Genomic DNA, 15,620 nt, shown 5'->3' on the forward strand with positions numbered 1-15,620 from the left:
AAATATTTATTAATTGAATCCAATTATTTTATATATTTATAAATATAAAAACACACCTTTTATTAATTGTGGTGTGTATTATTTTGAAGGTAAAGAAAAGGATTTTGCTTTTAAAAAAGATACTAAATTAAGCAATTTTGTCAGGTGTTTTTTAAAATCAACAACAAGAAATTTCTACATATCTAAGTATTCAAAAATTTCTCTAAACTCAGAAACTTGACCCTTTTCTAATGCTTGACTTAATTGTTTATTAGTTGAGTATCCTGAAAATTGTTTTTCACCAGTTTCATAATTATAATGGCAAATTATTAAAGTTGCATTAATTAGTAAATGCGGATTATTATCAATTAATAGTTTTAAGTCATTTCATTTTATCGTTTCCTCAATATACTGCTGATATGATTCAAGAATTTTTTGAGTTTTTTCTCTATCATAATCATTAGTAGCATTCTTAATTTCAACAGTGATATCATTTTCTCCATAATGGTTTTTATATTTGATTGCCATATCAGGATAAGAATTTGTTACATTTAAATCAACGTCATAATACTCAAATTCAAGACCATCATGGACTGGATTTTTAGTTCAAATTGTTATTTGTTCAAGCCTACTGCTATTTTTGATAAATTCAAAAAATGATTGGAAAACTGCGTGTTCTGTTTTCGAATCGAAATAATGTAAGTGCTCATATTTTTTAATAGGATTATAGTAGGCATATTTATAACGTTCTTCAGAGTCAATTTTGAGTTTGTTGGATGATTCTTTCTTTATCATGAAGTCATTGTTTAAAGGCAATGTTTTGGAAATTGATAAAACATATTCATGACCATTGCTTTCAGCTTTTACTTTTTTGATTTGTTTTTGTCTTTCTTCTTTTAATAATGAAAGATATTTTTTAAAAAATATAAAATAAAACATTTGCCTTGAAACACCAGAATTAGTAAATATATTTTCATAAATATTTTCAAGAGTTCTCTTATTTATTAAATTTTTATTAATTTCAAACTGTTCCTCATTATAGATTTGCAAATCAATTCCATTTTTAAGTTCTCTTGAAATCTTACGTTTAGATGTTCCTTTAAAATCTGTAATCGTTTCTTGATCTGGAGTAATAAAACCATACTTTTCATATTCCTTTTTATAATCTTCATAAGCAGATTTTACTTTTGTGAGACTCACTAATTCAAGAACTTTTTCAGAATATTCTTTACTTAGAATTATTTTTTTAATTTCTTTGTCAATTTTTCCTGTTATGAAACGATTTGTATCGCAATTTGGTCTAAGTTTCATATTTACTCTCATATTTTCAGTAGGTTTAATACTATTGCTGTAAATATAATAATTTCAACGGATCGACTTTTTATCAGCTTCAACTTCATCTTCATCTATAGCCTTATATTCTGGGTTTGGATTTCTTTTTATTCTCCCAATTACTTGAGTATTTAAATTTTTTGATGAAACATCTCTTAATTGTACCAGCATACAAGCTCTTGGTATATTTCAACCAGTTGCTGGTCCAATTTTAAAAATAATAACATCTATCGGGCTTAAATTATCTGAAATAGATTTTAGATCAATTTTACCTCTTAAATTACTGTCTGACTTATCATCACTAAAATAAGTAACTCATGAAAGATTGTATTTATTCAAAATATTCTTAATATTTTGAATTTTATTATTAAAGGATTCTTGCTTGTTAGAATACTTATCTTCTATTTGAATTAACATTGCTGGATTTATACCAATTAGTGCTTTTTCGTTTTCAGAATCACTATATGCATATTTTACATCTAGAAATTTTTTACATGCTATTTCCAGTAAAACATTATCATCAATTAGCTCTAAATCTTCTTGCTCCCCTATTCCTTCATTTAATTTCAGCTGATTTTTTAGTAATTTAATATTGTCTTTTTCTAATTCAGTTTCTTCTATAACAATTTGATTATGCATCCCATTGGGTGTTGCAGTCATTTTAATTATATAATCAGCTGTTTTTTGTGTCAATAATTCAAACTTTACATTTGAATTAGCAACATCAGAAATTAATATCTTTTCACTATCTTTACTATCAATATCTATGTACTTACCACTAGTTTTACCTTTGTTGATGGCATCACCACCATAATGAGCTTCATCCCTAATATATACAATATCCCATCCATTATCTTTAATTTCTTTTAAAAATGCATTGTAAATACCACGTTCAGTGTATATTCTTTTTTCACCAAATGAAGAAGCACCAAAGATATAAATCTTATTACTTTCTGGTTTTATTGAAAAATCTGAGTCTGTTTTTATTTTTGTTGAAGATGGGGATTCTTTCCTGATTACTCCGGGTAAATCAGGAAGAAAATATCTATACTCATTTAAATTTGACTCCATTTGTTTTGGGAGTTCACTTGAAGACAAAGTAACAATTAAAAAGATAATAGGGCGATTGTTTTTTAATGAAAATTTATTTATTTGATCAATAACATTAGCCATCATGAAAGTTTTTCCAGAACCTGTAGGAGCCTTAAATTCAACAATTTCTTTTTTATAAATATCTTTGTTAGTATAAATTTCAACTAATTGATCTACGGCATTTTTTTGTGTAACAGTAAGTTTCATTTTATTCCTTAACAGGTTTTAAAGCAATTAAATCTAGTAATAATTTTTGAACATTATCATTAAGACCATAAATACCAAAATCATTTAGTTCTTTTTCTAGAGTTTTTAAAATTGCAATGTTGTCTATTTTTTCAGAAAAAATATTAGTATCAAAGTATTTTGTCCAAAAAACATCTAAATTTTGTTTATATGGTTGATTTTTATCAGCTCATTTAAAACTTTCACCTTTTGTGCCTTTACCGTTATTAATTCTAAAAAGTCTTTCATATGTAACATCTATAGCTATATTGTTTTCATTATTAGTAACTAATGTATATGTTCTATTTCCACCATCTTCTTTATTTAATTCCATAACAGCATGCGCTGTGGTTCCAGATCCGGCAAAGAAATCCAATATCCGAATGTCTTTGTTTTTTTCTACTGTTTTGATTAAAAATTTGATTAATTTAACAGGTTTTGAAAAAGAAAAATTTATTCCCAGTTCATTTAATATTGATGCACCATTAGAAGAGCTTAAATCTAAAATATTTTTATATTTTTTAACTTTTACTTCTCTTATATCCTTATAGTGCAGAGTAAAACTGCCATCTTTTTGTTTTTTTACAACCAATAAGTCTTTACAGTTATTCATTTTTTCAATACTTCATTTTCAACAACCTAATTTTTTGTTGTAAATTTTAGGGCGAATAGGTATATATCCCATAGAAATTAACTTTTCATTATTTTTATAAATATTTGGATTATTCGAGTTTTTTGCCAATTCCAGATCATAATCATGTTCGAAAATCATATCGTTTGTTTCTTTATTTCAATATGCTGTTTGGCCCATTTTGAAACGATTATTTAATAACCCACCTGATGTATTGCCTAGTAATAAAGAAATTGTTTTTCCTTTTGTATTTTCTTCATAAATTTTATTAACATTTAATATACTTTTATTTTTACTATAAACTAAAACATATTCATAATTAGCTTGGAAAAATTGAACATCATTTTGCGCGTTTAATTTATTTCAAACAATATTTGTTACAAAATTCTCTTCTCCAAAAATTTCATCCATCAAAACTTTTAAATATGCTTGTTCATTATCATCAATGGACACAAAAATTACACCATCTTCTTTCAAAAGATCGCGTGCCATTTTTAGTCGTTCATTCATCATATTTAATCAGCCATTTCGACTGAATTTATCTCTGTAAATAAATTTTGAAGACTTTATATTTTCTTTATCATCAGCTACTTGATTCCCATCACTTCCTGCTGATTCAGTATTATAAGGAGGATCGATATACATTACATCATAACGTGCATTAGTCGCGCAATCTCTCTCTCTCTCTCTCGAGTACTAATAAGTTCTTTAATGCATCATAGTTTTCACCAATAATTAAAATATTTTGATTTTTTGATAATGGATCATTTTTAAAGCTGAGTGTATCATCTTTTTGCAATAATACAACTTGCTTGCTGTTGCTTTCAGGTGCATAATCAAATTTAAATCCAACTTTCACTCTTTGGATTAAAAATTGATATATATTTTGTAAATCTTTTTCTTCTGCTTTCTCTAAGATTTTCTTTACTAATTCTTTTTGATCATAATTAAAGTCGTATGAAGGTAATTCATCAACTTTAATTTTATACTTTTCTAATAGTGTCATTTTATCCTCCAATATAATTAATAACCATTTAATTATACATATTTTTATAACTGTAAAATGAAACACTCGGAATTTATCCGAGTGTTTTTGAAATCTTATTTTTCTTCTTTAATTTGTAAGTAAACATCATCTAATTGAGTTTGCTCTACATTTGATGGAGCTTGAGTCATTAAGTCTTCATTTTTTGAGTTTTTAGGGAATGCAATAACATCTCTAATTGTTTTATGATTACTTAAAATCATTACAAGACGATCAATTCCAAGTCCAATTCCACAGTGTGGTGGCACACCATATTCAAATGCTTTAAGGAAGAAACCAAATTTGTTTTGTTGATCTTGTTTACTTAAACCAATCATTTCAAACATTTTTTCTTGCATTTTTTCATCATAAATTCTTGCTGAACCTGAACCAAGTTCAAATCCATTAAGCACTAAGTCATAGCTACGTGCTCTAATTTGTTCTTTAGGTAAAGTGTCTAATTCTTCAAGTGTGTTGTCAAATTGTGTAAATGGGTGGTGTGCTGCTGCTCAAGAATTATTTTCTTCATCATATTCAAACATAGGTCAGTCGACAATTCATTTAAAGTTGTATTCTTCTTTTGCTCATCCATATCATGAATTAAGTTCAACTCTAAGCGCACCAAGAGCTTGAGAAGCATTTTCATATTTATCAGCACAAATTAAGTAAGTACCATTTTGATTCTTTTGTTGTTTAATTAAAGCTGCAATTTCATCAGCTGGTACTTTAGAAGCAAAATTGCTTTCTGCTACTTGGAAGTTTTCAACTGTGAAGTAGAATAAAGCTTTAACTTTATTCTTTTTAGCAATTTCTTCAAGCTTTTTAAAGTCTTTTTTAGTAATTGTTTCATCAATCTTTAATAAACGAATGCTATTTGCATTTTTAATGATATTAAAGTCGCTTGTTTGACAGAATTCAGGAATTGAAACAATTTCATTACCATATCTAAAGTCTGGTTTATCAGTTCCGTATTTATCAATACATTCATCATATTTAACACGTTCAAATGGAATTTGAAGATCAACATTCATAACTTTTTTCATAAAGTATTTAAATAGCCCTTCAATATAGCTTTGGAATGAAGCTACATCCATGAAACTAACTTCAATGTCAAGTTGTGTGAATTCAGGTTGACGATCTTTTCTTGAGTCTTCATCTCTGAAACATCTAGCAATTTGGTAGTATTTTTCAAGTGAAGCAATCATTAATAATTGTTTAAATAATTGTGGACTTTGAGGTAAAGCATAAAATGCATTTGCTTTATTTCTAGTAGGCACTAAGAAATCACGTGCTCCTTCTGGAGTTGCTTTAGAAAGAATTGGTGTTTCAACTTCAGTAAAGCCTTGACCTTGTAAATATTCTCTAATTGCAAAAATTACATCATTTCTTAACTTAAGAGTATTTTGCATCACTGGTCTTCTTAAATCTAAGAATTTATATTCTAATCTAAGTTCTTCTTTAACATCAATGTCATCTCTAATTTGAAATGGTAGTTGTTCTTTTGAACTTGATAATACATTGTAAGAATCAACAACAACTTCAATTTCACCTGTAGCTAAATCTAAGTTTTTATCTTTTCTTTCTACAACTGTTCCATTAACTTCTAAAACTGATTCTTTAGTAAAGGTAATTGGTGTATTAAACACTAATTGAGTTACACCAAATTTATCTCTAAGGTCAACAAAGTTAATTTCTCCAAATTTTCTTTTGTTTGCTACTCAACCATACAGAGTAACTTGTTTACCTGCATCAGCAAGTCTTAATTGATTATTATTAATTGTCTTTTTCATTTTTCCCCATCAATTCTTCTGCAACATATTCTTCAATTTCATCAATTTCAATTTCTGCATCATCTTCTACATTTTCAATTAGAAATGTAAATAAATCTGCAATACCATGTAAATTCTTACCAAATGAGATTTTATCTTTTGTTACTAATGATTTAACATTTAATAAATCATTGCCAAGCATTTTGTCTTCATAAATAATAAATTGTGCTGTTCGTTTATTAGCTTTATCAATAATTTTTTTAGCCTTAATTAATTCAAGTTCAACTTCAACAGTAAAGAAGTTTCTTAGGTGATTATTAGCAAGTCAGAAAGCATAATCAATATTGCTACTATCTTCACTCATAGCTACATAAATATCAACATGTCTTGCTTCTGTTTCAATATGTGTTACTTCATTAAAATCTTCTCTAATTAGGTCAATTAAGCGATCTACTCCAAAACCAAATCCAACACTTGAAAGATCAGGTCCACCTAGTTCTTTAATTAAGTTTGAATATCTTCCTCCACCAATTAAAGTAGATTGAGCTCCAGCATTTTTGTCTTTTGAAACAAATTCAAAAACCACTTCATCATAGTAGTCTAATCCACGGACTAATTCATTCGAAATTGTGAATTCAATACCATTGTTAGCTAAAGTAGTTAAAACATTTTCAAAATATTGTTTAGATTCAGGTGATAAGTAGTCTTGAATTAAAGGAATGTTTTTCATGAAGTCTTTTTTACTGTCTTCTTTATCATCAAGAATACGTAAAACTTTTTTATTTGCTAAACGTTCTTGTGAAATCGCACTTAATTGGTCACGGTATTGTATTAAATAATCATAAAGTGCAGCTTCATAGTTAGCACGAGAAATGCTATCTCCAATTGAGTTGATTTTTAATTCGTAATCTAAATTAAATAATTCTAATAAATCATTAGCAGTTAAAATAACTTCAGCATCTCTTAAATAATTCTTGTTCCCTACATATTCAACACCAGCTTGATAAAATTGTCTATATCTACCTTTTTGTGGTTGTTCATATCTAAACATTGGGCCAAAATAAGCAAAACGATCAAAATCGTCTGCATATCATTTATTTTCAACAAATGCACGCACAAATGAAGCTGTTCCTTCAGGACGAAGGCAAATATCTCTATCTCCTTTATCCTTGAACTCATACATTTCTTTTTTAGCTATTTCACTTTCACCTACTGATCTTTTAAATAAAGCGCTTTGTTCCATTATAGGTGTTTCAATCATTTTAAACTCGTGTTTACTTACAACGTTTTCAAATGATGTTAAAACAAAGTCTTTTAACATTGCTTCTGTTACTGAGAAGTCTTTAGTTCCTTTGATTTTATTTATCATTTTTACCTCTTTTTTTGCTTTTGTAATTATATATTATTTCTTTTTTGGCTTATTTAGTTTATTAACTAAATAAGTAAGCTTTTTTACAATTTTCTTTTGCACATAAATTGTGTATCACTTTTCAATAAAATGATTGATTTTATATAAGCTAATAATTGTTTCAAATTTACATTCAATTTGATTATTTGCTTTATCAAATGAGATAAAGATATTGCTCTTATTATGCTTAGTTTTTAGGCGTAAATTAAATAAATATTGATATTTATTACTATCATAATTGATAGCTTTTAGTTTTTCAATTTTATATTTTCCTAAAGTATCTGGATTAGCTAATAAGTATTCAAAAACTGTGTTCATATCAGCAGCAGTTTTTTTAATATTGTATAAGTTTAGTGAAGTAAAGTGACTAGCTTCAGTCATTTTTTTATATTTAAAAGTAAATAAATTATTGTTTTCTTTGTAGTTAAGTAACATAAAACAAAAATTAAATAAGAACTCTAAATTATCATAATTTAAATTCATTTCCGAACTATTAGAAAAGCCTTGTCCATAGGCAAAAAGAACATTATTAGGATCAGTTAATTCATTTTCATATTGATATTTAATTTTATAGTTTTCTAAGTTTGAAAGTATAAAGTCAGCTGCATTCATTGGAATAAAAATTTGCTCGTTTTCCAGTAAGCCTTTTTGTTTTCAATAAAGATATTGACTATTGATATATAAGAAGGCTATTTCATCATCATTTAAGGTTACATATCCTTCTTTAGTCTTAGTAATTAATTTTAATTCTTTATTCTTATTTAAAATAATGATTAAATCAGCTTTATAATTTGCAGTACGAAGTCATCTTCAAAATACAACTGGTGAAGGTGACAGCAAGTCTTTATTAAGTAAAGGATTTAGTTTTGAATACTTGATATTTACTTGATTAAAAAAACGTTCTAATATATAAGTATCGCTTTGTTCTTCTACCATCAAATAAACTGATAAATTAGAATAATAATCTAATTTATTTTCACGGTTCACATAACGATTGAGAACTTTTTTAATGTTACTATCAATAACTTTATTAATATTTAAAGTAATTAATTCATGATTATTGCTCAAAATAAAATGTTTTTTTCATTGATAAAGTTGTGTAATTAGCTCTTCTTGTTCATCCAAAGAAATTAAGCCTTTGCCTGAATAAATTTGCAAGTAATATTTATTATTAGATGAACTATAAGTTAAATAAAAGGCATAATCAATATCTAGTGAATTAATTGCTGACTGAAAAACAAATTGGTTAACTTGATCTACATTAAATCCATAGACAAAATGTTTTTTATCCTTTAGATAGCTTATAAAATGTTGAGTTAAACTTGAAGGAAAAATGTCTTCACTTGAACTTGAAAATAAAATTCTCGCTTTCTTACGGAAAAGTCCACTTTTATTATGATTAGTATCAAAAATATCAGCTAAATTGAGTAATGTATAAATATTTAAATTACCAAAACCATAAATATTTAAGGAATCAAATTCAATTCCATAAATTGTGGCTTTAGGACGAGTGTAAAAACTATTGTTTGGAAATAAATTATCTATTTCACGGACAAAATGCTCAAAACTATAATCAATTAAATTATTGTTTTGATATAAGTTGTATCATGAAGTTAATTTGTGTTCATTTTTTTGTTGCATATAAATCCTTTTACTAATTAGTTTAATTTTATCAAATTAAAAAAATGCCTTTCAGTATATTAATGTAAAATATAAGATATTTTAACTAAGATTTTTTCAAGGAGATAATATGTCATTAAAAGCCGGAATTGTTGGATTACCAAATGTTGGTAAAAGTACCTTATTTAGTGCTATTACTAAAAAACAAGTTGAAGCATCAAATTATGCCTTCACCACTATTGAACCAAACATTTCTTCAGTCCCATTAATTGATCCTCGTTTAGTAGAAATTGCTAAAATTGTTAATCCAGATAAAATTGTTTGAGCTACTTTTGATTTCGTCGATATAGCTGGATTAGTTCAAGGAGCCTCAAAAGGAGAAGGACTTGGAAATAAATTTTTAGCAAACATTCGTGAAGTTGATGCAATTATTCATGTAGTAAGATGTTTTGAAGACAAAAACATCATGCACGTTGCTAATTCAGTTGACCCAGTACGTGATAAAGATGTTATTAATTTTGAATTAATGCTTGCAGATTTAGAAACCATTAATAATGTTATTAACCGTGTAACTAAAAAAGCTAAATCTGGAGATAAAGATGGAATTATTGAATTCAATGCTGCAAGTAAAATTAAAGAAGCTTTAGAAAACAATATTCCAGCACATGAAGTTGAATTAGATGAAAATGAAACAAAATTTATTAAGGGATACCATTTATTAACTTTTAAACCTATTATTTATGTTGCTAACTTAAGTAATGATCAATTTGCTTCATATGCAAATGATAAACATTTTTCAGCATTGCAAGCTTCATTAAAACCAGGAGAAAAATTACTTCCAATTTGTGTTCAATTAGAATCTGAGCTAATTGCTGTTGAAGATGAAAATGAAAAAATGGAATTACTAGCAATGTATGGTATTGAAGTTAGTGGGTTAGATGTTTTAACACGTGAAGCATTTGATTTACTAAATCTTGAAACTTACTTTACAGCTGGAAAAGTAGAAGCTAGAGCATGAGTTTACCACAAAGGTTGACTTGCACCTCAATGTGCTGGTGTTATTCATAGTGATTTTGAAAAGAAATTTATTAAAGCTGATGTGATCTCATATGAAGACTTTATTGCTTATGGTGGAGAAGCTGGCGCTAAAAATGCTGGTAAATTACGTTCAGAAGGTAAAAACTACATAATGAAAGATGGTGATATTTGTCACTTTAAATTCAGAAAATAATTTAATACTGCACGGCAGTATTTTTTATTACTAATTTAAAGCAATTTAAAATGAATACTTAAATTAAGAGATAAAAAGTTGCAAATTGATTCTTAAAATTTGATAATATTTAATTGTAAAGAGATTTCATTCATATCTTTATAGGAATTAGTCAGTGACTAATTCTTTTTGTTTGATAAATAAGCTTTATTTCCTTTTTATCCTTAAACTAAAGAAAATTTGGTATTATTTATAAGATTAAAAATTTGGAGGTTTAGTATAATGGCAATATAGTGGTCTCCAAAACCGATGATAAGGGTTCGATTCCTTTAACCTCCGCCATATGAAAGAAATTAGCGAGCAGCTAATTTTTTTGTTAAATTTAGTAAAATTAAATTATAAAAAGATTTATATAAGGAGAAAAATGGGAACAAGTGCAATTATTGGAACTGTTTTTGGCTCAATATTTGGTTTAATCTTCCTAATAATTTTAATTGTCGGATTAGTTAAGTCAATTGTTATTGTTCAAGAAACCAACTTTGTTATTGTCCAAAGACTAGGAAAATACCATAAAACATTAGGAAAAGGACTACATTTCATTATTCCTTTCCTTGATCGTAAGGCCTTAGTTGAAAACTTTAAAGAAAAAGTTATGGATTTTCCTGCTCAAAGCGTTATTACCAAAGATAATGCAACAATTAAAGTTGATACAGTTATTTATTTAAAAATAGTGGATGCACAGTTATTTGCTTATGGTGCAGAAAGACCATGATTAGCTATTGAAAATCTTACAGCTACTACTTTACGTAACTTAATTGGTGAAATTGAACTTGATGAATCACTTACATCTAGGGAAATAATAAATGCTAAACTTACTAAAATACTTGATGCAGCCAGTGATCCATGAGGAATTAAAGTTAATAGAATTGAAATACAAAACATTATTCCACCACGTGAAGTTCAAGAAGCTATGGTTAGACAAATGCAAGCAGAAAGAGATAAACGTGCAAACATCCTAGAAGCTGAGGGTATTAGACAAAGTTTAATTTTAAAAGCACAAGGTGAAAAAGAAAGTACTATTCTTAATGCTGAAGCTGAAAAACAACAAAAGATTCTTCAAGCTGAAGCTGAAAAACAAAAACGTATTTTAGAAGCACAAGGTGAAAAAGAAGCTATTGAATTAATTAATTCAGCAGGTATTAATGAAGCATTCTTAAGATTAAAATCAATTCAAGAATGAAGTGAAATTGCCAATGGGCAAGCAACAAAAATCATATTACCACCTAATTTAGCAGATGTTGCTAGCGTTGTAGCAGCTGGAGCTGAAATATTAAAAAGTGATAAAAAATAAAAATTTTAAGCATCTAAATAATTGATGCTTTTTTTATTTGTAACTAGACTGTCTTTTATTACTAATTAGTAGTATAAGAAATTAAAGATTTGATATAATTATTATTAATCATAAGTGCTTATGTCTTATTGAAATGAGGCTTAAGTAAATTAAAATTACTGCCAATGTAATTATTTATTCATTTATGATTAAGAAACAAGATACAAAAACTCAATAAAAATAAAGGATATTTATGAAATTAAAATTAACTCTTATTCCGTTATTAGGAGCTAGTGCAATCTTGCCATTAGTAGCAGCTCAATGTACAGAACAAAAAGATACAAATAAACCTCAAACTCCTTCAACAGATACACAAGACAAACCTTCTAAGCCTAATCCATCAACAGGTTCAGAAACTTCAGGAGGAAATACAGAGTCAAACCCTTCAACAAGCACCCCTGAAAAACCTAATACAGATAGTAATAGTGGGCAAAGCAATCCTTCTGATTCACAGCAAGGTGCTACAACAGGTGGAGCAAATTCTGGTAATAATACTGAAACTAATCCAACACCAGGTACAGATTCAAGCGAAGGTTCAGATAAAAAACCTGGTACTAACGAAGGTGATAAACCAAGTCAAGGAACTACAGATAGCAAAAATGACTCAGTTACTGAAGCTATAACTATTTTAAAAAAATTTGCTAATGAATCTACACCTATAAAAACCCTTATGCTAACATTAAAGGATAACTATGACTTGATAGAAAAAGCTATTAAGGTCAAATTTCCAAAAGAAGACGATGTACCATATCCTGTAACTGAATTTATGGATTTGGTAAAAAATTTAGTAACCAATTATAAAATTGATCAGTTCGATGATGAAACAAGAAAATACATGATTCCAGGTTCTCATGGCACAACTATTACTAAGAGTCAAATAGTTTATAAGATTAAAAATATTTTAATCCCTGAATTAAGTGGCGAAGCTGCAGAATAATACCTCAAAGAGGTATTTTTCTTTGCAAAAAAATATCCCTATGAGAAAGGGATATTTAGATTATTGATTGTTTGATTCTTGATCTACATATTTTGCAGCATCTTTTAATTGCACACTAAAGAAGTTTGTAACTCCACGTGTTTGCATTGTTGCTGCAAAAAGTGAATCAACTCTTGACATTGTTCCAGTTCTGTGAGTGATAACAATGAATTGAGTTTGATTTTTAAGTTCTTGTAAATATTCAGCATATCTAATAACATTTGCTTCATCAAGTGCAGCTTCCACTTCATCAAGAATACATAATGGAAGTGGTCTTGCTCTTAAGATAGCAAATAGCAATGAAATAGCAATTAAGGCTTTTTCACCACCTGAAAATAGTCTTAAATTCTTAATGCTTTTTCCAGGAGGTTGAGCAAAGATTGAAATTCCAGATTCTAGTACATTGTTAGGTTCAACAAATCTAACTTCAGCACTACCTCCACCAAACATTGATTTGAAGACAGTGTTAAATTCATTATTAACATCGTTTACAACACTAGTTAATCTAGTAACAATAATTTTGTCAAGTTCTGAAATAGCTTCCATTAGAATATTTCTAGTTGATACTAATTCATCTCTATCAGCAACATATCTGTCGTAACGTTCTTCAACAGATTCAAGTTGCTCAATAGCTTCTAAGTTAACTGAACCAAGTTCATCAATTTGTTCTCTTAATTCAGCAACTAACTCTCTAGCTTTTTCTACTGGAATTTCTAACTTGTAGTTTGCTTCTGCATATTCTACAGTATATGAATATTGACTAGCAAGTCTTTCAGTAAAGTTTTTAAGATTTAATTCAGCATTTTTATAAATTGTAATCTTATTTGTGAAAGTATTATTTAACTCATTTAAAGTTGTTTGAGTTTTGTCTAAAGATTCTGTTAAGTGTAATAGCTCAGCATCTACAGTTTCTAAGAATTGATTTTTAATAGCTAAATCATTCTTAATAATTGTGTAGTCTTTTAATAAATTATTTCTTTCTCCTATTAAGACTGAAGGAGCGACTTGTTCTTTATTAATTCCTGAAATATCAGATTTAGACTTAAATTCATCAATTTCTTTTTGAATTTGTGCAATAGTAAGATCTTCTTGTCTTGCTTCAAATTTATATTCATTAAGTGCTGTATTAACACGAGTTATTTCAGCACTATTTTTTGTAATTAAGCTTTCATTATTATTAATAATGTTTTGTAAAGAAGGAAGTAATTGCTTGAACTGAGCGATTTTTTCATCTAGTCCAATGATATTATCACTTTCTTGAGCAGTTCCCCCAACAATAACTCCACCAACACGGATGATGTCTCCTTCTAAAGTAACTACCATGTATTTACGTTCTAAAATATTTGAAATTTGGTTGGCACTTTCAATGTCTTGAACAATTACAACGTTACCAAGTAAGAATTTAGCTAAGACATCATATTGAGGATCATAGTCAACTAAATCAGATGCTACCCCAATGTAACCTGCGTGATTTGAAGCAACTAATAAATAGTCATCACGAACAAATTTTTCTTTAATTGATGTCAATGGAATAAATGTAGCTCTTCCACCATTATTTTTCTTAAGGAAATCAACAGCTTTAACAGCAGTATTTGGAATGTCAACAACGATGTGTTGAGCTGCTGAAGCTAAAATAGCTTCAATTGCTAAAGTATAATCTGGTTGTACTTTAATTAAATCTCTAACTAAACCTTTGTATCCTCTAAAGTTTGAGGCATTATCAACAATAGTTTTAGTTCCTTTAAATAAGTTGGTTTTCTTATTTTTAGTTTCAATTAAAATTTGTAAATTTGTATTAACTTCAGTATATTTAGTCTTAGCATTATTGAGTTCAACTTGCAATGCATTAACTTTGTTTGAAAGATCTCTAATTCTATCTGTGTGTTCTTGTGCTTTAGTATTTAAAGTTGCAGAGCTTTCTTTATGATATTTTAGATTTTCTTCTAATTCAATAATTTTTAAAGCATAAGCTTTTGCAGTTTCTTCATTATCTGCTGCCATTTCCCCGCTAGCAATAAGTTCCATACGAGTGTTTTGCTTTGTAATGGTAATTTCAAGGCTTTCAAGTCTGCTTTTAATTCCACTTTGCTTTCCACTTAAGGTAGCAATTTCTTTTGATAATTCATTCTTTTCAATTCTCTTATCACCAATTTGAGCTTTATATCTATCAATTTGAGTTTCATATGAATTTTTAGTTTCTTGAACACCAGTTAATTCTTTTGATAAGAGTTCATAAGTTTTTTCATTTTCTCTAATTTCATGAGCTAAATAAGCTACTTCAACTTTTTTAAGTTCACGACTTTTATCTCTATATATAAGAGCTTTTTCAGCTTGTTTTCTTAATGGAACAAGTTGTTTTTCTAATTCATTTATAGTTGGTTCAATTTTACTAATAGAAGCATCAGCACTTTCTAATAGTCTTAATGATTCGGTTTTCTTAAATTTAAATTTAGAAACACCAGCTGCTTCTTCAAAAATAGCTCTACGTTCTTCATCAGAAGATTCAGCAATATCTGAAACTGTACCTTGAGAAATAATAGCTAATGAGCTTTTTCCAATTCCAGTTTCCATAGCGATTGATTTAATGTCTTTAAAACGACATGGTTTACCATTTAAATAGTAATTATTCATTCCTTTACCACGGAATAATTCACGAGTAATAACAACTGTATCATCATCAATTGAGTTATCTGAATCACGGTTATCAAATGTTAATGTTACCCGTGCAAAATCCATTGGTTTAGCAGTTTTAGATCCAGCAAAGATTAAATCTTGCATTGAATCACCACGCATTTCTTTTGAACTTTGTTCCCCTAATACTCATTTAATAGCATCATTGATGTTACTTTTACCTGAACCATTTGGACCAATGATTCCTGCAACTCCACCATCAAAACGTAATACTACAGGTTCTGCAAATGATTTAAAACCATGAGCTTCAATTTTAATTAATTTCATATGGAC

Annotated in this window: 10 protein-coding genes and 1 tRNA gene; 4 read left to right on the forward strand and 7 right to left on the reverse strand. The window is 28.0% G+C overall.

Going from position 1 to position 15,620, the window contains the following annotated elements; genetic code table 4:
• Window positions 1-174 precede the first annotated feature (174 nt).
• The 6 genes from ACM0L0_RS02300 to ACM0L0_RS02325 all read right to left on the reverse strand — a co-directional run bounded on the left by ACM0L0_RS02300 (window position 175) and on the right by ACM0L0_RS02325 (window position 9,101).
• Complete coding sequence (locus tag ACM0L0_RS02300) at window positions 175-2,610, reverse strand: DEAD/DEAH box helicase family protein (RefSeq protein WP_416738368.1); 2,436 nt, start codon at window positions 2,608-2,610, stop codon at window positions 175-177.
• 1 nt (window position 2,611) lies between these two features.
• Window positions 2,612-3,904 carry a site-specific DNA-methyltransferase gene (locus tag ACM0L0_RS02305; RefSeq protein WP_416738369.1) on the reverse strand — a complete coding sequence of 431 codons (1,293 nt, stop codon included), beginning with the start codon at window positions 3,902-3,904 and terminating at the stop codon, window positions 2,612-2,614.
• A 16-nt stretch (window positions 3,905-3,920) separates the two neighbouring features.
• Complete coding sequence (locus ACM0L0_RS02310; protein WP_416738370.1) at window positions 3,921-4,265, reverse strand: hypothetical protein; 345 nt, start codon at window positions 4,263-4,265, stop codon at window positions 3,921-3,923.
• Between the two features lie 95 nt (window positions 4,266-4,360).
• Window positions 4,361-6,073 carry an aspartate--tRNA ligase gene (aspS, locus tag ACM0L0_RS02315; protein ID WP_416738371.1) on the reverse strand — a complete coding sequence of 571 codons (1,713 nt, stop codon included), beginning with the start codon at window positions 6,071-6,073 and terminating at the stop codon, window positions 4,361-4,363.
• On the reverse strand, window positions 6,057-7,421 hold the full coding sequence (gene hisS / locus ACM0L0_RS02320; protein ID WP_416738372.1) for a histidine--tRNA ligase: 1,365 nt from the start codon (window positions 7,419-7,421) through the stop codon (window positions 6,057-6,059). Before hisS ends, aspS begins: the two co-directional genes overlap by 17 nt.
• A gap of 33 nt (window positions 7,422-7,454) precedes the next feature.
• Complete coding sequence (locus tag ACM0L0_RS02325; protein WP_416738373.1) at window positions 7,455-9,101, reverse strand: MAG5620 family putative phospho-sugar mutase; 1,647 nt, start codon at window positions 9,099-9,101, stop codon at window positions 7,455-7,457.
• 109 nt (window positions 9,102-9,210) lie between these two features.
• Here ACM0L0_RS02325 and ychF point away from each other — a divergent pair, with 109 nt between their 5' ends.
• The 4 genes from ychF (at window position 9,211) to ACM0L0_RS02345 (ending at window position 12,617) form a co-directional block, all read left to right on the forward strand.
• Complete coding sequence (gene ychF, locus ACM0L0_RS02330; RefSeq protein WP_416738374.1) at window positions 9,211-10,311, forward strand: redox-regulated ATPase YchF; 1,101 nt, start codon at window positions 9,211-9,213, stop codon at window positions 10,309-10,311.
• 247 nt (window positions 10,312-10,558) lie between these two features.
• Window positions 10,559-10,632, forward strand: a tRNA-Trp gene (locus ACM0L0_RS02335).
• A gap of 82 nt (window positions 10,633-10,714) precedes the next feature.
• On the forward strand, window positions 10,715-11,641 hold the full coding sequence (locus tag ACM0L0_RS02340) for an SPFH domain-containing protein (RefSeq protein ID WP_416738376.1): 927 nt from the start codon (window positions 10,715-10,717) through the stop codon (window positions 11,639-11,641).
• A gap of 232 nt (window positions 11,642-11,873) precedes the next feature.
• Window positions 11,874-12,617 (forward strand): hypothetical protein, encoded by a 744-nt coding sequence (locus tag ACM0L0_RS02345; protein ID WP_416738377.1) that lies wholly within the window; start codon window positions 11,874-11,876, stop codon window positions 12,615-12,617.
• A 60-nt stretch (window positions 12,618-12,677) separates the two neighbouring features.
• Here ACM0L0_RS02345 and ACM0L0_RS02350 read toward each other — a convergent pair whose 3' ends face one another.
• Complete coding sequence (locus ACM0L0_RS02350; RefSeq protein ID WP_416738378.1) at window positions 12,678-15,614, reverse strand: AAA family ATPase; 2,937 nt, start codon at window positions 15,612-15,614, stop codon at window positions 12,678-12,680.
• Window positions 15,615-15,620 lie beyond the last annotated feature (6 nt).

It is taken from the genome of Mycoplasma razini, from assembly GCF_048076865.1.
GTDB lineage: Bacteria > Bacillota_I > Bacilli_A > Mycoplasmatales > Metamycoplasmataceae > Mycoplasmopsis.